17 protein-coding genes are annotated in these 19,305 nt (G+C 61.7%); 12 read left to right on the forward strand and 5 right to left on the reverse strand.

The annotated features are described in order from the left end of the window. Positions 1-4: 4 nt before the first annotated feature. From MJ8_RS24020 to cyoD, 9 genes are all read left to right on the forward strand, one after another. Positions 5-256: a cytochrome C oxidase subunit IV family protein gene (locus MJ8_RS24020; RefSeq protein WP_201411169.1), complete on the forward strand. Its 252-nt coding sequence runs from the start codon at positions 5-7 to the stop codon at positions 254-256. A 255-nt stretch (positions 257-511) separates the two neighbouring features. Then, positions 512-1,315: a gluconate 2-dehydrogenase subunit 3 family protein gene (locus tag MJ8_RS24025; protein WP_201411170.1), complete on the forward strand. Its 804-nt coding sequence runs from the start codon at positions 512-514 to the stop codon at positions 1,313-1,315. A gap of 3 nt (positions 1,316-1,318) precedes the next feature. Then, positions 1,319-3,085 carry a GMC family oxidoreductase gene (locus MJ8_RS24030; RefSeq protein ID WP_201411171.1) on the forward strand — a complete coding sequence of 589 codons (1,767 nt, stop codon included), beginning with the start codon at positions 1,319-1,321 and terminating at the stop codon, positions 3,083-3,085. Beyond that, positions 3,082-3,894 carry a c-type cytochrome gene (locus MJ8_RS24035; protein ID WP_225248018.1) on the forward strand — a complete coding sequence of 271 codons (813 nt, stop codon included), beginning with the start codon at positions 3,082-3,084 and terminating at the stop codon, positions 3,892-3,894. The genes MJ8_RS24030 and MJ8_RS24035 overlap by 4 nt, the downstream gene beginning before the upstream one ends. After that, the gene (locus MJ8_RS32405) at positions 3,867-4,331 is read left to right on the forward strand and encodes a c-type cytochrome (protein WP_225248019.1); all 465 of its coding nucleotides are present in this window, start codon (positions 3,867-3,869) and stop codon (positions 4,329-4,331) included. The genes MJ8_RS24035 and MJ8_RS32405 overlap by 28 nt, the downstream gene beginning before the upstream one ends. A gap of 367 nt (positions 4,332-4,698) precedes the next feature. After that, positions 4,699-5,601 carry a ubiquinol oxidase subunit II gene (cyoA, locus tag MJ8_RS24040; RefSeq protein WP_225248020.1) on the forward strand — a complete coding sequence of 301 codons (903 nt, stop codon included), beginning with the start codon at positions 4,699-4,701 and terminating at the stop codon, positions 5,599-5,601. 2 nt (positions 5,602-5,603) lie between these two features. Then, positions 5,604-7,607, forward strand: coding sequence for a cytochrome o ubiquinol oxidase subunit I (gene cyoB / locus MJ8_RS24045; protein WP_201411173.1), 2,004 nt, complete (start codon positions 5,604-5,606; stop codon positions 7,605-7,607). Beyond that, entirely contained in the window at positions 7,604-8,272 is a 669-nt protein-coding gene (cyoC, locus tag MJ8_RS24050) for a cytochrome o ubiquinol oxidase subunit III (RefSeq protein ID WP_201411174.1), read from the forward strand. Before cyoB ends, cyoC begins: the two co-directional genes overlap by 4 nt. Continuing rightward, the gene (gene cyoD, locus MJ8_RS24055) at positions 8,269-8,679 is read left to right on the forward strand and encodes a cytochrome o ubiquinol oxidase subunit IV (protein ID WP_201411175.1); all 411 of its coding nucleotides are present in this window, start codon (positions 8,269-8,271) and stop codon (positions 8,677-8,679) included. The genes cyoC and cyoD overlap by 4 nt, the downstream gene beginning before the upstream one ends. A gap of 847 nt (positions 8,680-9,526) precedes the next feature. On the opposite strand, the gene MJ8_RS24060 is transcribed toward cyoD, so the two are convergent. After that, entirely contained in the window at positions 9,527-10,240 is a 714-nt protein-coding gene (locus MJ8_RS24060; RefSeq protein WP_201411176.1) for a DUF4396 domain-containing protein, read from the reverse strand. A gap of 456 nt (positions 10,241-10,696) precedes the next feature. Here MJ8_RS24060 and MJ8_RS32835 point away from each other — a divergent pair, with 456 nt between their 5' ends. Then, positions 10,697-11,116 (forward strand): BA14K family protein, encoded by a 420-nt coding sequence (locus tag MJ8_RS32835; protein WP_201411177.1) that lies wholly within the window; start codon positions 10,697-10,699, stop codon positions 11,114-11,116. 283 nt (positions 11,117-11,399) lie between these two features. Further along, positions 11,400-13,940, forward strand: a complete 2,541-nt coding sequence (locus MJ8_RS24070) for a membrane-bound PQQ-dependent dehydrogenase, glucose/quinate/shikimate family (RefSeq protein WP_201411178.1) — start codon at positions 11,400-11,402, stop codon at positions 13,938-13,940. Between the two features lie 80 nt (positions 13,941-14,020). Here MJ8_RS24070 and MJ8_RS24075 read toward each other — a convergent pair whose 3' ends face one another. From MJ8_RS24075 to MJ8_RS24085, 3 genes are all read right to left on the reverse strand, one after another. Continuing rightward, positions 14,021-14,851, reverse strand: coding sequence for a DsbA family protein (locus MJ8_RS24075; RefSeq protein ID WP_201411179.1), 831 nt, complete (start codon positions 14,849-14,851; stop codon positions 14,021-14,023). Between the two features lie 11 nt (positions 14,852-14,862). Next, the gene (locus tag MJ8_RS24080; protein ID WP_201411180.1) at positions 14,863-15,843 is read right to left on the reverse strand and encodes a manganese catalase family protein; all 981 of its coding nucleotides are present in this window, start codon (positions 15,841-15,843) and stop codon (positions 14,863-14,865) included. A gap of 344 nt (positions 15,844-16,187) precedes the next feature. Beyond that, positions 16,188-17,078: a YihY/virulence factor BrkB family protein gene (locus MJ8_RS24085; protein WP_201411181.1), complete on the reverse strand. Its 891-nt coding sequence runs from the start codon at positions 17,076-17,078 to the stop codon at positions 16,188-16,190. Positions 17,079-17,290: 212 nt separating this feature from the next. On the opposite strand from MJ8_RS24085, the gene MJ8_RS24090 reads away from it, so the two are divergent. Further along, on the forward strand, positions 17,291-18,412 hold the full coding sequence (locus MJ8_RS24090) for an AI-2E family transporter (RefSeq protein ID WP_201411182.1): 1,122 nt from the start codon (positions 17,291-17,293) through the stop codon (positions 18,410-18,412). A 541-nt stretch (positions 18,413-18,953) separates the two neighbouring features. Here MJ8_RS24090 and MJ8_RS24095 read toward each other — a convergent pair. Continuing rightward, on the reverse strand, positions 18,954-19,253 hold the full coding sequence (locus MJ8_RS24095) for a DUF1236 domain-containing protein (protein ID WP_201411183.1): 300 nt from the start codon (positions 19,251-19,253) through the stop codon (positions 18,954-18,956). Positions 19,254-19,305: the final 52 nt, after the last annotated feature.

Genomic DNA, 19,305 nt, shown 5'->3' on the forward strand with positions numbered 1-19,305 from the left:
CGCCATGGAACACATCCGTAAGCTCGCCTTCGCTTATGTCGCATTGCTGGTCCTTCTTGGGCTGACGGTCGGATCATCCTTCCTCGATCTTCATGGTGCCAACACTGCCGTGAACCTTTTGATCGCGGCGATGAAGGCAGCTGTCGTCGCGGTGGTGTTCATGAAGCTGACCGGAGAGGAAACCCTGCCGCCGCTGGTTGCGGTGGCGGTCGCCTTGTGGCTGGCTATTCTCTTCGGGCTGACCCTGATCGGCTGAAGAACCGAGCGCGGCTGACGCGCAGCCTTTCGGCGCTCATGCGCCAGCAAGACGATCTACCGAACCGCCCAAACCGTGTTGCTGGGATCGGGCCGACCACGACGGTGCAATTGGCCGCAGCCACTTTGGCGCTGCGGACGATCTGGCCTCCATATCAGCGTGGTCCGCGCATCGCTGAGGACCTGCCCGGTCTCACCTCCGCTCGGCGTTCAATCGCGCTCCGAAAAAGTGACCCGCGGAGGGAACATTTCCCCGATGCCCCAGTTTGGCTCCACACGCACTCGCAATCATGGCCGCGTCGTGAAACCGAAAAAAGTCAGCCGCCGCCAATTCCTGGCGGTCAGTGCAACCGCCGCAGCGGCAGCCGGAGGCGTTGGCACGGCACCCGCCTTTTCACGTGATGTTCATGGTGGCGACAAAGATCCGTGGCTGCCGCATCAGGCCGACGCTCCGCATCCCCTCCAGGCCCCTGACTACAAGTTTTTTACACCCGAGGAGGCGGCTTTCATCGAAGCCGCTACCGAAAGGCTCGTTCCAGACGACGCCATCGGGCCCGGAGCCAAGGCATGCGGGGTTGCGCTGTTCATCGATCATCAATTGGCCGGTGCCTACGGTCGGGCACAGGGCTGGTACATGCAAGGCCCCTGGTCAAAGGGAGAGGAGACGCAGGGCTATCAATCGCGCCTGACCCCTTCTGCGCTCTATCGGGCAGCCATCAAGGCTATAGAGGACCACGTCGCGTCCTCGCATTCTGCCGCGCCTTTCGCCGGCCTGGCACCAGACCAACAGGACGCGATCATAAGCGATCTCGAGAAAGGCAAGCTCGACCTTGGCGGGGTGGATGCCAAGACCTTTTTCAAGATGCTCTGGCTGAACACCAAGGAGGGCATGTTCAGCGATCCCATCTATGGCGGGAACAAGGATATGGCGGGATGGAAGATGCTTGGGTTTCCCGGCGCGCGGTACAATTATCTCGACTGGGTCGACCGGCACGGACAACGCTATGATCAACCGCCAGTCGGGATCCGCGGCCGTCCGGAATGGAACGGGGAAGGCTGACGCATGGTCAACAGGCTTCCGTCCGTCGACGTGGTCCTGGTTGGCTTCGGCTGGACCGGAGCAATCATGGCGCAGGAGCTTACGGAAGACGGGCTCGAGGTGCTCGCGCTGGAGCGCGGCAGCTGGCGCGACACGGGAACCGACTTTGCGCCCAGCTTCATTCAGGATGAGCTGCGCTACCGCTATCACGGGCATCTGTTCGAAGAGACCGCTCAGGAGACCTTGACCTTCCGCAATACCCCCGACCAGACGGCTCTTCCGATGCGGCGGCTCGGCTCGTTTCTGCCCGGCACCGGCGTCGGCGGATCCATCATCCATTGGAACGGCCAGGCCTGGCGCTTCCTGCCCTATGATTTCCAGATTCGCAGCCAGACCGTCGCGCGATACGGGAACGCCGCGGTTTCGCAGGACATGATGCTGCAGGACTGGGGCATCACCTATGACGAGCTAGAGCCCTACTACATGCGCTGGGAGGAACTGTGCGGCATCGCTGGCCAGGCCGGCAACGTCAAGGGACAGAAACAGGCGGGCGGCAATCCCTTCGAAGGGCCTCGCTCGAAGCCCTACCCCACGCCCCCGATGAAGCAGACCTACGGGCCGACGCTGTTCGGTCAAGCGGCAGCTTCCCTCGGGCTGCACCCGTTTCCATGCCCTTCGGGCAACATGTCGCAAGCCTATACCAATCCGCTCGGCGTCACGCTGGCGCCCTGCACCTATTGCGGCTTCTGCGAGAAATTCGGCTGCGGCAACTATTCCAAGGCCAGTGCCCAGACGACCATCCTGCCCGTCCTGATGCGGAAGAAGAATTTCACCGTTCGCACGGAAAGCGAGGTCACGCGGGTCAACGTGGACGCTTCCGGCAAGCACGCGACCGGCGTCACTTACGTCGACGCCCAGGGCAACGAATTCGAGCAGCCGGCGGATCTCGTCATTGTGTGCGCCTATGCCACGCACAACGTGCATCTGCTGATGAGCTCAGGCATCGGCAAGATCTACGATCCAGGTACTGGCCAGGGCACGCTCGGTAAGAACTACTGCTATCAGCTCACGCCTTCCGTCGACCTGTTCTTCGATGACAAGCTCCTCAATCCTTTCGTCGGGGCGGGCGCGTTGGGCGTCATCGTCGACGATTGGAACGGCGACAATTTCGACCACACCGGCCTCGGATTCATCCATGGCGGGTATATCGCCGGCTACATGACGACGGGACGTCCAATCGAAACGGAGCTGTTGCCGGAAGGAACCCCGAAATGGGGCGCCAAGTGGAAGAAGGCCTTCGTCGAGAATTATCTCAAGTCGATGTCCGTGTCGCTCATGGGGGCGGTCATGCCGGACAAGTCTAACCATCTCGATCTCGATCCGTCCTACCGCGATGTCTATGGCCGGCCGCTCATGCGCATGACCTACGACTTCAAGCAGAACGAACTGAAGATGCAGGATTTCGCCATGGGCAAGATGGTGGAGATCGCGCACGCCATGAAGCCTCGCGAGATCAAGAAGTCGGCGCGCGGACCGCACTATGACATTGAGCCTTATCAGTCGACGCACAACACCGGTGGCGCCATCATGGGCGCCAGCCCGGCCGACAGCGTGATCAACAGATATCTCCAGCACTGGGACGTGCCCGATCTGTTCGTGGTTGGCGCCAGCGCCTTCCCCCACAATAGCGGCTACAACCCGACCGGAACGGTAAGCGCTCTTGCGCTGTGGGCAGCGGATGCGATCCGCCGCCAATACCTCAAGCATCCCGGCCCATTGGTGCACACATGATCACGCGACGCGCAGTCGTTCTGGTGGCATTTGCCGCAGCGCTCGGCGCGGTGCTCGTGACGCTGGGTCCCTTCGCATATGCTCAGATCGGTGATTTCGGCAAGCAGGAGCGTGGACGGTATCTGGTGGCGGCGGGAGATTGTGAGGCTTGCCATACTGCCGATGACGGCAAGCCCTTCGCGGGCGACAGGCCAATCGAGACGCCCTTCGGCACGATCTACTCCGCCAACATAACGCCGGATCCCGAGACCGGCATCGGGGCATGGACGGAAGAGCAGTTCTACCGAGCCATGCATGAGGGGCTGGCCGCCGATGGCCGGCGCCTTTACCCGGCCTTCCCTTATCCCTGGTTCACCAAGGTGACGCGCGAGGACGTCGACGACATCCGCGCCTACCTGCGCACCCTGGCCCCGGTGCGGGCCAAACCGCGCGACAACGAATTTATCTGGCCACTCAATCACAGGTTTGCCATGGCGGCATGGAATGGCCTGTTCTTCAAGCCCGGCGAATTCCAGCCCGGCAAGGACCAGTCCGCCGAATGGAATCGCGGTGCCTACCTGGTTGAGGGGCTCGGCCATTGCGGCGCCTGCCACACGCCCAAGAATATTCTCGGCTCATCGAAGACGTCGGAAGCCTTTCAAGGCGCCGAGGTGCAGAACTGGTTCGCGCCCAACCTGACGGGCGACAAACGCACGGGCCTGGGCTCCTGGAGCGAAGAGGACATCGTGGCCTCAAAACCGGCCACAATGCGCGCACGACTGCCTATGGTCCGATGGGCGCAGTGGTCAAGGACTCGACCTCGAAGCTGACGGACCAGGATCTGCAGGCAATCGCCACGTTCCTCAAATCCTTGCCTGCCTTCACCCCCAATTCTGCTGGCAGTGCCGATCAGAAGATGCTCAGCGCCGGAAAGGCAATTTATGGCGATGATTGCGCTGCATGCCACCAGCTCGGCGGCGAAGGTGTCGAGGGTGTGTTCCCTTCGCTGAGGGGCGACGCGGTCGTGCAATCGGACCAACCGCTGTCGATGCTTCGCCTCATTCTGAACGGCGGCCATGCCGCAGCGACGGCGCAGAACCCCAACGACAAGACGATGCCATCGTTTGGCTGGAAATTGTCGGACGACCAGATCGCTGCGCTCGCCACCTATGTTCGTAACGCCTGGGGCAACCAGGCCGCTCCGGTAACTGCGGAAACGGTCCGGAAACTGCGCAGTTCCACCGATAGCGTCACGGGCTCTTACTGATCTGGCGCCCTGGCCTCGGACGTCCTCTCATTCGCGAGATAGCGTCGCCGATGCCGTCGATCAGAGCGGCCATGCCCCGCGATCGGTTTACCCAGTGACGCGCTCAACCTCACCGCCATATCGCCATCGCAAGCGAGCTGTTCGTTCCAACGCCTGATGCCCGCGAAAGTAATGGAACAACCGCCTGCTGTGACAGTTGGGGCGTGTCTCCCGGAGTTGCAGGGTGTCGGCAGAAAGACCGCGTCAGCGCTCGGGAGACCTGATCCGAGATTTCCACGCGCCCCTTGATGGACGCTCTGTCTCAAACCCGTGACCAACCGTTGTGCTTTTGCCCAGTAGATCTCAGTCACTGCGCCCGCTCTTCTGGTTGCCCGCAGTCTCGGCCCTGCCCGGCTGCGCGGGAGGCGTGCTCGATCCGCAGGGACCGATCGGGGTCGGCAACCGCACCATCCTTCTGAACTCGCTTGCCGTGATGCTGGTCATCGTCGTCCCGACCTTGATCGCGCTGCTGGCCTTTGCCTGGATGTTTCGCGCCACCAACCGCAATGCGCGCTACGACCCAAATTTCACCTATTCCGGCAAGATCGAGTTGATCATCTGGTCGATCCCGACGCTCACAATCCTCTTCCTTGGTGGGCTGATCTATTACGGATCCCACCACCTCGATCCGCGCCGGCCGATCGCGTCCGGCCAGCGCCCCCTGGAAGTGCAGGTGGTGGCGCTCGACTGGAAATGGCTGTTCCTCTATCCGGACCAGGGTGTCGGAACTGTCAATCAGCTGGTCATTCCCGCTGGCACGCCGGTGCATTTCAGGCTTACCTCGGCCAGCGTGATGAACACCTTCTTCGTGCCGCAGCTCGGCAGCATGGTCTATGTCATGAACGGCATGCAGACCGAGTTGCATCTGCAGGCCGACCGCGAAGACGATTATTTCGGCCTGTCGGCTCATTTCAGCGGCGACGGCTTTTCCGACATGAACTTCCGTGTACGGGCGGTCTCCGCGGACGCATTCGCCAGTTGGGCTTCATCGCTGCATGGCAAAGGCGTCTTGGATGCCAACGCCTATCGCGCGCTTGCCCGCCAAAGCATCAACATGCCGCCTGCCGCCTTCGGCCAGGTCGAGCCTGGCCTGTTCGACGCAGTGCTGCGCCAGACCCTGCCGCCCGGACCGGGGCCAGCCGAAACCGCCGCCGGCGAGCCGCAGGTGAGCCCGAAGGCCGAGCCGAAGGCGGCGCCGGCCTTGACGCACCCGCCCAAAGAAGGAGGATGACGATGCTCGGCAAACTCGACTGGTCGGCCATTCCCTTCGACCAGCCCATTCCACTCGGCGCAGCCCTGGTCGTCTTCCTGGCGGCCGCCGCGGTGCTGGTCTGGATCACGGTGAAAGGCTACTGGCCCTATCTGTGGCGAGAATGGATAACCTCGGTCGATCACAAGCGCATCGGCGTCATGTATATCGTGCTGGCGGCACTGATGCTTCTGCGCGGCTTCGTCGATGCCATCATGATGCGTACCCAGCAGGCGCTCGCCATCCATGCGCCGGGCTATCTGCCGCCGGAGCATTACGACCAGATCTTTTCCGCGCACGGCACCATCATGATCTTCTTCGCGGCGATGCCGTTCATGATCGGCCTGATGAATTTCGTCGTGCCGCTGCAGCTCGGCATCCGTGACGTCGCTTTCCCGACGCTGAATTCGGTGAGCTTCTGGCTGACCGCGACCGGCGCGCTGCTCGTCAACATTTCCCTCGTCGTCGGCGAGTTCGCGCGCACCGGCTGGCTGCCCTACGCGCCTCTTTCCGAGATGACCTATTCGCCGGGCGTCGGGGTCGACTACTATCTCTGGTCAATCCAGATCTCCGGCGTCGGCACGCTGCTCACCGGCGTCAACCTGGTGACCACCATCCTCAAGATGCGCGCGCCGGGCATGGGTTATCTGCGCATGCCGATGTTCTGCTGGACCTCGCTCGCTTCCAACCTGCTGATCGTCGCGGCCTTCCCCATCCTGACCGCCACGCTGGCGATGCTGACGCTCGACCGCTATCTCGGCTTCCATTTCTTCACCAACGAAGCCGGCGGCAACCAGATGATGTTCGTCAATCTCATCTGGGCCTGGGGCCATCCGGAAGTCTACATCCTGGTGTTGCCCGCCTTCGGCATCTATTCGGAGATCTTCTCCACCTTCTCGTCGAAGCCGCTTTTCGGATACCGCTCAATGGTGGCGGCGACGCTGTTCATCTGCATCGTCTCCTTCATGGTGTGGCTGCATCATTTCTTCACCATGGGCGCCGGCGCCGACGTCAACGCAGCCTTCGGCATCGCCACCTCGGTCATCGCCGTCGGCACGGGGGTCAAGATCTACAACTGGCTCTTCACCATGTATGGCGGACGCGTGCGCTTCGACACGCCGATGTTGTGGGCGCTGGGCTTTGTCACCACCTTCACGGTTGGCGGCATGACGGGTGTGCTGCTCGCCGTCCCGCCGGCCGACTTCATGCTTCACAATTCGCTCTTTCTCGTGGCGCATTTCCACAACGTCATCATCTCGGGCGTGCTGTTCGGCGCCTTTGCCGGTTTCACCTACTGGTTCCCGAAGGCCTTCGGCTTCCGCTTGCACGAAGGCTGGGGCAAGGCGGCATTCTGGACCACGCTTGCCGGCTATGTGCTGGTCTTCGTGCCGCTCTATATCGTCGGGCTGCTCGGGATGACCCGCCGGCTCCAGCACATCGATATGGACCTCTGGACGCCATGGCTGATGGTCGCGGCCTTCGGCATTGCGGTGATGATCGTCGGCGCAGCCTGCCAGATCACACAGTTGATCGTATCGATCAGGCAACGCGAGGCCTTGCGCGACCAGACGGGCGATCCCTGGGACGGGCGCTCGCTGGAGTGGTCGACGCTCTCGCCGCCCCCCGTATTCAACTATGCGCGGCTGCCGCATGTCGAAAATGAAGAGCCTTATTGGACCATCAAGCAAAGGGCCGCCGACGAGCAGGCGCCGGAGAGCAAGCGCAACTACGAACCGATCGAGATGCCGCGCAACAGCCCGACAGGTTTCGTCACCGCCTTCTTCAGCACGCTGATCGGCTTCGCGCTCATCTGGCACATCTGGTGGTTGGCGATCGTCGGCTTCATCGGCGCCTATATCACTTTCGTCGTGTTCGCGTGGCGCGAGCATGGCGATTATGAGATTCCCGCCAGCGAGGTCGAACGCATCGATCGCGGCGGCCGGGCAGCGCAGCTTGCATGGATGCGCAGCCGGGAGCGTCCGGCATGAGCGACATCACGGCAGGCAGCGCACCGCGCGATCCCTATCGGCTGGGCCGCAGCCAGGCCCATGGCCTGTTCTCGGCGACCGGACGCGGCGAAGGCGGGCCGGCGTCGAAGTTCGTCACCGTAGCCTATGGATTCTGGATCTTCCTCCTGTCGGACATCATCATGTTCTCGGCTTTCTTTGCCGCATACGCTGTCCTGTCCAAGCAGACGGCCGACGGGCCGACAGGCAAGGACCTGTTCGAGCTCACGCGCGTGGCGGCGCAGACGGGTCTGCTGCTCACGTCGAGCTTTACCGGTGGCCTGGCAATGCTCGCGACGCGTCGCCGGTCGATGGCTGCCGCGCAATTCTGGCTGCTTGTCACCGGCTTGCTCGGCGCGGCCTTCGTGTTCCTGGAAGTGCAGGAATTCGCAACGATGGTGAACGAGCAGGCCGGCCCGTCGCGCAGCGCCTTCCTTTCGGCCTTCTTCGCCCTCGTCGGCTGCCACGGCACCCATGTCGGGCTGGGTCTGCTGTGGCTCGGCACAATGATGGCTCAGCTTTGGGTGAAGGGGTTCCGGCCCGAGATCTTGCGCCGGGTGCATTGCTTCAGCCTGTTCTGGCACGCGCTGGACATCATCTGGGTCGCCATTTTCACACTAGTCTACCTTCTTGGAGCATCATCATGAGCGAAGCGGACACTCGCGACGACAAGGCGCTCGATCATCGCGACGCGGCACCGGGTGAAGAGCGCATCGAGGAACATGAGATCGCGGGCGGTCTTGCGGGCTACCTGCTTGGCTTCGGCCTGGCGATCCTGTTGACCGTCGCTTCCTTCCTCGCCGCGCAGACCGACGTGATCTACCAGCCGGCGGTGATCTCGGCCCTGACGGTGCTCGCCATCGCGCAGATGGGGGTGCACCTCGTCTTCTTCCTGCACATCACCACCGGGCCCGACAACACCAACAATGTCCTCGCGCTTGCCTTCGGCGTTCTGATCGTGGCGCTGGTGGTTTTGGGCTCAATCTGGATCATGGGTCACCTGAACCAGAACATGGCCGCCGTTACGGCCCATCAGGCAGCAACGATGCCTTAGCCTGGCCGAGGGTGATCGCAGGCTCGGTGAACAGCAGGCCCCGCAGCATTAGCGTCAACCCAAAGTTTGTCTCCACAGGCTCCCTGCCGCAGTGGCTCCGGCTTCGGGTGGAGGTCGGTCCGATGAGCGGCTGGTCAAATGGCGCCGAGAGCGCAGACCAAACAGTTCGATTCTACGGCTCTACATCGATTGCGGCCAACACAGCTATCGCGGTCCACGCAGGTAAATTCGGCCCCGGATCGGGCAACAGCGATTTAGTAGGGCATTTGCAGTTCATCAGATTTTCTTGAACCGCCCCCACTCTATTCGAAAGGCACCGCGACAGCCACCCTGCCTTTCGAAGGCATCCTGCAACTCCCCCCACGTTCCCAGATATTCTGCGCAGTCACTGCAGACGATCGGAGTGCCTGGGGACACGCCTCTTGGGATCCGCAGCCTGGTTGTCCGGCAGCGGGGGCACTCCAATTGTTGGTTGAGATATTGATCCGCAGACATGTTGCCAGCGCTCCATGCAGTTTTCGGGCTGTGCGGACGCGAATGTTCCCGTGTCACCCGATGGTCATTGCAGTAGGGACTCGTAGTCCCACTGCTCTGTCGGACAAACCGGTACGCCGCCCCGGGGCGGGTATCCATTCGAGCGAAAGTGTCAAGGAACCACTGCGTCGCCCGGAATTTGATCGACGACCATACGGAAGTTAGGTCATGCGATGCTGGCTTGAAACCCGCTAAACGCCGAACACGCAGAATTGACGGGCCGTGCCTCGCAGCGACGGCAGCGCCCATACATCTATCGGCCGACACATCGGCCTGACAGGAGGGCTGGCCATCGCGGTTTGCCGGCCCGCGACTACATCTTTTCCTTGACGCCGGCCTTGAGCAGCCACCAGTTCACGGGATAGCTGGTCAAGAAACCGGCGATCATGGCGAATTGCATCATGAACCAGAACTCGACCGTTTCAGCTGTCAACGAGACACCGAGAACCGGTCGAAAAACCCCGAACTGGGCGAACGCCATGAAGCCGTACATCCCGACTTGCCATGCCGTCAGCGACAGCGTGTCAGCCTTCAGCGCCTCAATCAGGCCATCCTTCACCGAGAGGCCGCGCATCGGCCTGATGGTGAAATATTGAAAGGCGACGCCGAGGAGGAAGGCGAACAGGAAGTCCAAGGTCCAGACCGCGAACATCTTCTCGTCAAACAAACTGCGCCACCCGAACCAGAGTGCCACGCCGGGAAAAAACGTTGCGAGCGATTCCGCCACGATGTCACCCAAGGTGCAACCGGCTCCGCAATGCAGCGCACCTTTGCCGACCATCACGGGGAAGGGTGTGTCGGGCGTGCGCCGCCGAGACTTGGCCGCGCTGTCGCCAGCCGATCTTCCGAATTTCAGGTAGCCCCACAACACCAGCACCGTTCCGAAAAGCGCGGCGACCGGCCAGACGACGTTCATGATCCACATCGGCTGCGGTCGGCGCGTCTCATCCCACCCAATCCAGCCTGCCACCAGGAGGGCGCTGACCAGCGAAACCACACCAAGCACATGCAGCCAGAGGGGTACCATGTCGTTCCGGACCTTTCGCAAATCTAGTCCCGGTGGATCCCAAGCCGAATTCGGCTTGCGGTCGCGTCATCACCCCAGCCCTTGCATCGCGAATCAATCGCCCACCACGCCGAGGAATCTCGTCACAGTCGGGCGAACAGCAGATGCATCGCAGCGGCCCGACCGTCCGTCGACGAATGCTCACGCGTTTGGGAGCCAAGCGCCTAAACGATTGAGGCCGGATTTGTTCCAGACGGTCACTCTCGAGCTGTCGTTTCCCTTGCGTCGAAAACCGGAACCGCAATGGCGCTGTTCAAATCGATCGCGGGCAAGCCTGGCGCGGATGTCGATGCTTAAGGGTGCAAGCGCTTCAGCATGATCGGGGCCAGAAAAGATCTCAAATAAACTTGAGCGCTCGAGCGGAACAAAGGCAGTGCTCTCTGGTTCGCCCTCTATAGAACGTATCGGGAGGAACTCATGTTAGCTCGTTCTACAATCATCAGCGGCCTTGTCGCGTGCCTGCTCCTGGCACAACCCGTCGGTTCAGCTGTCGCGGCGCCACCCGTTGTCTCAAGCGCACCGGTGCCTTCTTATGTGACGCAGGCGCGCTACCACCATGGCCATCGCTTCATACTGCGACGAAACCATGCATACTGGCATGGGCACAGAGGCTACCGGCACTATCGGCCGGGTTATCGCCGATACAATGGATGGTGGTTTCCACCAGCCGCATTCGCCTTAGGTGCCATTATCGGCGGCGCCCTCAGCCAGCATGGCCCCGTATCCAGCCGCCACGTCCGATGGTGCTACGACCATTACCGGTCCTACCGGGCATCGGACAATACATTCCAGCCCTATCACGGTCCTCGCCGGCAGTGCCGGTCCCCTTATGAATAGGTTCTAGACCGCCACGATCAGGTGGACGACCTCAAGCCAAGCAGTGTGGAGCCGAGACGTGACCCGCGGAATAGCAATTGCCCTGATTGTTGTCGTCGTCCTGTTCGCCGGCTTTGTCGTGCTTCGGGGCGCGGGGTCTTCCGCGGGCGGATCGGGCGGAGAGACCCCGCACGCCCTCGATACGCGCCCCTAATGGCAGGTTCGCCGGCTCGCCAGGCGCACATTGCCCTTCGCCCCGCCGCGGGAAGGGGCCGATAAACCATTTCCAACAGGAGGCTGCCCGATGTATCGGCTTGCGCTTTCGGCAATCATCATATTGACAGGCGCTGTCCTTGTCCTCGGAGGCCTCTGGTTGGCTGCCCTGGGCGGCAGCTGGTTCTACGTCGTGCTGGGCGCGATGCTCGCTGCATCTGGCGCGCTGATCGCCATGCGCAGACCGGCTGGAGCTGGCCTCTACGCCGTTACGATCCTCGTCACGCTATGTTGGGCCTTGTGGGAAGTCGGCTTGAACTGGTGGGCGCTGGCACCGCGGGGCGGGCTGTTGCTCGTTCTCGGTATTCTCGTGCTCCTGCCTGCCATCGTAAACGCGTTCAATCGGCGCTATCGGATCACGGCCGGGTTTGACGCCAACAATGCAGCGCTTGCCGCAGTCATCGTGTTGGCGGCGGCCGTCGGCATCTATTCGATGTTTCAGGATCCAGACGACATTTCCGGCACATTCAATCAGGAGCGTATGGCGGCAGTGGCGGCGGCAACGGACGGGGGAATTCCTCCCGGGCAATGGGTTGCCTACGGCCGCACGTCGATGGGCCAGCGCTTCTCCCCGCTCAATCAAATCACGCCGGCGAACGCCGACAAGCTAAAGGTCGCGTGGACTTACAAGACCGGGCAGATCCGTGACCAGAACGATCCTCAGGAGACAACCTATGAGGTCACTCCGCTTATGGTCAACGGCACGGTGTATATTTGCACTCCTTTCAGCACGGTGATCGCGCTCGATCCCGAGACCGGCAAAGAGAAATGGCGGTTCGACCCCAAGCTCAAGCAGCCGCCTCGGGACACCACGCAGCATATGACCTGCCGAGGCGTGGCCTACCAGGAGGTCACACCGGCCGACGTGCCGCCGGAAGTCTCTCTCGCACCTGACTCGGCCGCGGCCGGCACCCAGGCTGCCGCCGATCTCCAGCAAAGCGTCGACGAAGTGACGACCCAGGCCGCTGGCGTACCGCAGAATGTGGTGACCGGGCACGCGCCGGCCGGAGCTCCCAATCCGGTGGTCGACCGCGAGCAGCCCCCGGCGCACGTGACCCTGAGCGCCGAATGCACCAAGCGACTTTTCGTCCCCACGTCGGATGGCCGGCTGATCTCGATCAGCGCCGACACCGGCAAGCTTTGTCCCGGATTCGGCGGTTCGGACGGCACGGTAAACCTATGGGCCAACATGCCCAACGTGACACCCGGCTCGTTCTATTCGACGTCTCCTCCAGTTGTCGCCGGGAACCTGATTGTCGTGGCTGGAGCAGTCAACGACAACGTTGCGACGACCTCGCCGTCAGGCGTGATCCGGGCCTTCAACGCCTATACCGGGGCACTGGTTTGGAATTTCGACAGCAAGAACCCGGATGCGACCGCTCCAATTCCCAACGGCCAGACCTATTCCCACAATGCTCCCAATTCGTGGAGTGTCGCCAGTTACGACCCCAAGCTCGGGTTGATCTATTTTCCAATGGGCAACGAATCGCCCGATCAGTTCGGCGCCAACCGCGGACCGAACACCGAGCGGTTTTCATCCTCGATCCTGGCGCTGCATGCGGACACGGGACAGGTGGCGTGGGTCTTCCAGACGGTTCATCACGACCTGTGGGACTACGACGTGCCAGCCCAGCCGAGCCTGGCTGATCTGACCATCAACGGGCAACAAGTTCCGGCCCTCGTGGCGCCCACGAAGCAGGGCGAGGTGTTCGTCTTGAATCGACTGACCGGCGAACCCGTTTTGCCGGTCAAGGAGGAGCCCGCGCCGCAAGGTGCTGTCGGCGGAGACCATACAGCGCCAACGCAGCCACACTCGGCGGTGTCGTTCAGGCCAAAACCACTGACCGGAGCCGACATGTGGGGCGCCACCCCCATAGACCAGCTTTACTGCCGCATTCGCTTCCATCAACTGCGTTACGACGGTGCGTTCACCCCGCCTTCCCTCGGCGGCAGCATTGTTTATCCGGGAAACTTCGGCATCTTCAACTGGGGAGCCATTGCCGTCGACCCACAGCGCGACATTGCCTTCGGCATGCCGGTCTATCTGGCTTTCACCTCGCAGCTGCTGCCCCGGCCGGACGACACAACCCGCGTCGTCAGCAAGAAAGGCGCGCCAGTGTTCAACGAAAACTTCGGCGCTCCGTTCGCCGCCAAGATGGGCCCGTTTTACTCATTTCTCAATCTGCCGTGCCAGCGGCCACCATGGGGGTATGTCGCTGGCGTGGATTTAAGAACGGGCAAGACGGTGTACCGCCATGTCAATGGCACCGTCCGCGACCTGTCTCCTGTCCCGCTGCCGTTCAAGATGGGAGTGCCAGGGATTGGCGGCCCCATTGTCACCGCGGGCGGCGTCGCCTTCTTGAGCGGCACGATGGACAACTACGTTCGAGGCTATGACCTTCGCACAGGTCGCGAGATTTGGCGCGATCGCCTGCCGGCGGGCGGGCAGGCCACGCCGTCCACGTATCAGGCTGCGGACGGCCGCCAGTATCTGGTCGTGGTGGCGGGGGGTCATGGGTCGACTGGCACAAAGGCAGGCGATTCGATCATCGCCTACGCGCTGCCTCGTTGACTGCTGCCCTTTCCCGTGTAGAGCGCGCTCCGCGCGACGTCCAGGCTGCGCGGTCGCCTGGGCGTGTCCTCGGGCGCCGACTAGCCGCCACCTGACGAGTTCGCGATTTGAGCATTGAACAAGGCTTCTCCGTCCGATCCACCGAGTGCCACTTCAACCTCTCGCTCGACAACCCCGCCCCAATAGGAAGAATAGGCCTCGCGGCTGGACGGGGTCCGCTCCGAACCGAGTTCAGGCGCGTAGGCGCGCACTTGTTCCAGCAGCGCCTGCCAAGGCAGCCAACCAACAATCCAAACCGGAATCTTGTGAGGGCGGCTCAAGCACAGGCAGGGAAACCGTCCCACCCCGCGAAATCGTGCCTCACGCACATCGTCTTGAAGGGCCGCTTTGGCGTCGCGCCCGGCGAATTCCTTCACGAAGAGGGCATGATCGAACTGCTCGGGGCGAGCTTTGGCAAGCTCACAGGCAAGCTCAACCAGCACTTCGTCGCGCGCTACATTGCGCCCTTCGAGCATCAGTGCTTGCCGGACGTGGCGGAGATAAAGATCGCCGGCGGCGGGCGACTGCAGTCCTGCCGCCTTGACCGCGAGGCAGGCAGGCCATGACGAGGCGGGTGGGTCTTTCACCCAGATCGCCGGCTCGAGGGGCATTCCCGTCACAGCGCTGGCCTGGATCCATAGCGGGCCCATCTGGATCGGGCGATGGATGTCGTGCACCGGATCGCAGAACCTGTCCCAGCCGCCAATCATGCCGCCCATTCGCAGCCGCAGGGCGACCTTGCCCCGAAACCCGTAACGCAGTCGCCGCAGCTGGGGCTCAAGGCCCCAGCTCCAGCAACACAGCGGATCGGTGAAATAGGAGATTTCCAGGACCGGTTGCTGCCCAGGCGGCTCGGTTGGGCGATTGGCCATGAGCTGTCGGCTTAGACCCGGGAAGTGTCGGGCTTCATGGGACTCTCCAGTTTGTCCTGCGGGTATGAGGACCATTGTGCCAGGGCGGAAGCCGTCTTGGACTTGACCTCCTCACTGCGCTTTTTCGACATCTCCTTGTTTTTTGCAGCGACTTGCTCCTGCGTCGTCTTCACCCCTTTGGGTTCATGATTGATCTCGCCATCGGTGTCGATGACGTGCTTGAGCGGCTCCTTGACGTACTCCCAGCTTTCGCCCTCGTCCCATGGACCCTGCCCTTCGTTCCAAGGCCCTCGCGCATCAGCACCGTTCGAAAGATTGAAGTAGGTGTGCGTGTGCCTCGGGTCGCCCTGAAGAACGCCCATTGGGAAGTTCGGTTGAATGGTGTCCAAGGCTGCCCCGAACATCTGAAAATGCGCAATTTCCCGTGTCATCAGAAAGCGCAAGCTGTCATGCACCAGCGGATCGTCAGTGAACTTCATCAGGTATTCGTAGGTTATCTTTGCGCGTGCCTCGGCGGCCATGTCCGAGCGCAGATCGACTGTCAAATCTCCATTGGCATCGATGTAGCTTCCTGAGAACGGGACGCCTTGGCTGTTGGTCAAAGTAGGCCCGCCGCCAGACTGTATAAGGAACAGGGGGTTGGTAAGCGCCTCATGCAGCACCTCCTCCTTACCCGCCTTGCCTTTGGTCAGTTTGTTAAGAGGGCAAGCCTCGGCGGCGTTCTTCAACTCGCCGTTCACGCCATCCAGAAGCATGGTGATCGTGGCGCCGACGATCTCAAGATGGCTGAATTCCTCGGTCGCGATGTCCATGAGCATGTCATACTTATCAGGATAGGGTTTGCGCGTCGAAAAGGCCTGCGTGAAGTAACGCATGGCAGCGGCAAGCTCGCCATTCGCACCGCCAAACTGCTCAAGCAGAAGGGCGGCAAACTTCGGGTCCGGTCCGGACACGCGTGCGTTAAATTGCAGTTCCTTGACGTGATAGAACATGATCGTCTCCGTGATTTTAGGGGATATGATCGCTCCAAGTGGGAGGACAGCGAACCCGACGCTGGAGCGGATAACCGAACCGAGCGACTGCAACCCGAACTTGAGCGGGCCCAGCTTGTTCCACGGCCCGGGGGCACTTTGTTCACGTCGCAGGCCGCTTCCGCTCGCCGATCCTGTCGGTGTGCGGGTTTTGGTCAAAACCGATGTGCGTAGAACGATGTTCCCATCGTCGGAGCGACAGGTGCTGTGTTGCGCGTAGCGACAGGCCTCACGTAACCCGCCTCATATGGCCGGGTAGGCCTTTGCGATGAAGGGATGGGGGGGCCGCCCTCCAGGCCCGCGAACTACTGTGGCGGCGAGCCTTTAGAGCCGCGCTGCTTGCCATTTCCGAGGGCCACGTCAAGCTCAGCGCCGACCAGTACCAGCGTTGTGGACAGCCAGAGCCATATCATGAAAGCGATGACGGTACTGAGGGATCCATAGGTGATCGACAGGCTCGCCACGTGAGCAAGCACGCGCGAGAACAGGGCGGAACAGGCGGTCAGAGCTGACGCCGCTGCGAACGAACCGAATGTCACCAGCGAGCCCTGCTCACCCTCGCGATTAGGAGCAAAGCGGTAGAGGATTCCAATGCCGACGGTGGAGAGCGCGACCAAGGCAGGCCATCTGCAATAGGTCAACAGCACCGGCCATTTCTGCGAAATCCCGCCAAGCGCAACCAAGGACGGGCCGATCACAATCAGCGCGATGCCGATCACCGACAGAAAAAGAATGCCGCCAGTAAAAGCCATCGTGATCACTGTAAGGCGCAGGAAACCTCTGCTCTCCGTACGCTCAAAAATCGTATTGAGCGCGACCAGCAATGCCTTGACGCCGCTGCTTGCGCTCCAGATGGCCAGAGCAAGGGCGAAAAATGGACCAAGGAAGCCCGAAGAAGCCCCTCCGTCCGCGCTCTGCGCAAGTTGGTTGTTCACGGCCATTCGGATGATTTCCTGCGTGCTCTGCGGCATCACCGTGGCAACGGTCATCACTGCAGCCTGCAGTTCGTCTGGGCTTATGAATTGGCTGCTTGCCCATACCAGCACGGCAATGCCGGGGAAGATCGCCAGGGTAGCGCAAAATGCTACACCCGACGCGATGCTGGAAAGCCCGTGCGTGTGGCATGCGATCGCGGCTTGACCGACGGCTTGCGCCCAAGACCGCAGCTTGGCTGAGGTGAACCATGGCTCCGGCATGCTGCCTCCGACCCTGGGAACCATTCATGCAGCGCATCGTTCCACGGCCATAAGGCGCCTCACCAAGCCTGATCGCTTCTTGGCCATGCCTTCGTCGGTTGTCTCCTGAAGTTTACGGTTTCGACTGCACGAAACAGCTTCTGGCGCCCCCGGGTGTGGCGTGACATGGACGACAATCCGCGCCGCGGTTGAACCGAAGAGATGGTGCACACGTGCCAGCTGGCGATCATCCAAAAGCACTCATCCGCTATGGGGTCCTATACGCCGGCTTTGCCGGCGCGGTGCTCTTTCTCATTTGGCGCGTGAGTGAGGCGCTGCTGCTTCTCTTTGCCGGCGTCGTATTTGCGTCTTTTCTCGACGCCCTCACGTACCTGCTCGGGAAGCTCGTGCATTGGCCGCGCGGCGTCCGGCTGATGATCGTCTGTGTGGCCCTGTTCGCCTTTGTGTTGGCCTGCGTTGCATGGGGCGGAGCCGCGATCGGGGTGCAAGGCAGCGAACTGGCTGCCACCGTGCGCGAGCAGATCAACAACGGCTTGGCTTGGCTGCAGCAACACGGCTTCAAATTCCCTCGGAACGCCGCGGATGATTTGACGCAGCCGGACCTGCGCGAGGCGACCCCGACATTGAAGTCTATGCTCCCTAACGTCGGCGGGTTGTTTGGGCCGGCCTGGACCGCCGTTGCAACGTTGGTAGCCGGGCTGGGCGACGGTATGATTATTGTTTTCCTCGGACTCTTCTTGGCCGCACAGCCTGTCGTCTATCGCGACGCTGTTCTCCTGGTTGCCCCGCCGGATCGCCAACACGGCTGGCGCGTGACGCTGGACGAATGCGGACAAGCCCTGCGGCACTGGATTGTCGGCCAACTGATCACGATGACCTTGATCGGGCTGATCGTCTGGGTTGGGTTGACATTCATTGGAGTCAGTCCGGCTGCTCTTCTCGGCCTGCAAGCGGCCCTGCTTGCCTTTGTACCCACGTTGGGGCCGCTGGTCGCTGGCGTTGTAGTCATCGTCGCCAGCTTGCCGTTCGGCATTTGGGCAGTGATCGGCGCAGCTGTGACATATCTTTGCGCGCAGACGCTGGAGAGCTACGTCTTGACCCCGATGATCCAAAGGCGAGCCGTTTCCGTGCCTCCTGCATTGCTGTTTTCGGGCCAAATTGTGCTTGGGGTCATGTTTGGAATTTATGGCTTGGCCCTTGCGACACCCTTGGCTGCGGTCATCCGAATTCTGATGTTGCGGCTATACGTGGCACCCGCGCGTCGCAGCGACGATGTCTCGGCGTTGGCGACTTCCGGTGGACAAGTGAAGCCTGGTGAAACGGGGGCTGGCTAGGACACTCCCGACCGGTCCTTCCGTCCATTCTTGGCCGTTCCGCTCGCCGCGCGCCGGCCGGCCCGATTGACCTGGCAAACACTTCTGAGACTATCTCCGGCGGCCGAGGCTGAGATCGGTTGGTCGAGAAGATCGCAGGATCAAAAACAGCTCCCCCGCGCCAGGCAGGAAATGCCTCCACATCATCTCGAAGTGCTCCAATGCGAGCCATGTCGGCGGCTCGCCCATCCGCGCCGGCCGACGGGTGCGCTTCGATGCCGTCCCCGGTCGAGAACCTGTCCCGGCGAATAGCCCGTTGCAACTTCGCGCAAAGCTCTTGGGAAAACATCGAGGCGAGCAGCTTCGACGAGAGAGGTGCCACGACACGTGATGGACGCGAACAGTGCATGTGTTGCTGCGCAAAACCCATCGACGCCAGCAGCATCAGCCAGCCATCGACGAATTTGCCCCGATTGCCGCTCGGAGTTCTGGCCTGTGCGACAGGAGTCGCACAGCCACATGCAACAGCGGGAGCGCCGGATTGGCGCTGCCCGCCGGACGGTCAGTCGAGCACTTTGACGATGCTGTGGGTTTCGGGGTCAACGACCACGGTCCGATTATCAATCACGGTGTATTCGTACTTTACGTTCGGCACTTTATGGAGTTCCACCTTTTCCGGCAGTGTGCTCCCGACCTTCAGCTCCACCCCCGGCAACTTGATGGAAGCCAGCGGTTCTTTCTTCACGTATTCGCGGATGGTCGTTTCCTGTTCCGGGGCCAGAACCACCGTATCCGCGATTGCGACGCTAACGCCCGACAAGAGCAACAGGCCGGCGACAGAGTTGCTGATCAACGTCTTCATTTTCGATTCTCCTTCCATGTGCCCCTTCTTTAACGCTGACCAATGCAGCGGA

Origin of the sequence: Mesorhizobium sp. J8 (genome assembly GCF_016591715.1) — a bacterium.
Lineage (GTDB): Bacteria > Pseudomonadota > Alphaproteobacteria > Rhizobiales > Rhizobiaceae > Mesorhizobium.

Coding starts and splice junctions, on each gene's coding strand:
- MJ8_RS24020 (WP_201411169.1), top strand. CDS start 5: ATGGAACACATCCGTAAGCTCGCCTTCGCTTATGTCGCATTGCTGGTC.
- MJ8_RS24025 (WP_201411170.1), top strand. CDS start 512: ATGCCCCAGTTTGGCTCCACACGCACTCGCAATCATGGCCGCGTCGTG.
- MJ8_RS24030 (WP_201411171.1), top strand. CDS start 1,319: ATGGTCAACAGGCTTCCGTCCGTCGACGTGGTCCTGGTTGGCTTCGGC.
- MJ8_RS24035 (WP_225248018.1), top strand. CDS start 3,082: ATGATCACGCGACGCGCAGTCGTTCTGGTGGCATTTGCCGCAGCGCTC.
- cyoB (WP_201411173.1), top strand. CDS start 5,604: ATGCTCGGCAAACTCGACTGGTCGGCCATTCCCTTCGACCAGCCCATT.
- cyoC (WP_201411174.1), top strand. CDS start 7,604: ATGAGCGACATCACGGCAGGCAGCGCACCGCGCGATCCCTATCGGCTG.
- cyoD (WP_201411175.1), top strand. CDS start 8,269: ATGAGCGAAGCGGACACTCGCGACGACAAGGCGCTCGATCATCGCGAC.
- MJ8_RS24060 (WP_201411176.1), bottom strand. CDS start 10,240: ATGGTACCCCTCTGGCTGCATGTGCTTGGTGTGGTTTCGCTGGTCAGC.
- MJ8_RS32835 (WP_201411177.1), top strand. CDS start 10,697: ATGTTAGCTCGTTCTACAATCATCAGCGGCCTTGTCGCGTGCCTGCTC.
- MJ8_RS24070 (WP_201411178.1), top strand. CDS start 11,400: ATGTATCGGCTTGCGCTTTCGGCAATCATCATATTGACAGGCGCTGTC.
- MJ8_RS24075 (WP_201411179.1), bottom strand. CDS start 14,851: ATGGCCAATCGCCCAACCGAGCCGCCTGGGCAGCAACCGGTCCTGGAA.
- MJ8_RS24080 (WP_201411180.1), bottom strand. CDS start 15,843: ATGTTCTATCACGTCAAGGAACTGCAATTTAACGCACGCGTGTCCGGA.
- MJ8_RS24085 (WP_201411181.1), bottom strand. CDS start 17,078: ATGCCGGAGCCATGGTTCACCTCAGCCAAGCTGCGGTCTTGGGCGCAA.
- MJ8_RS24095 (WP_201411183.1), bottom strand. CDS start 19,253: ATGAAGACGTTGATCAGCAACTCTGTCGCCGGCCTGTTGCTCTTGTCG.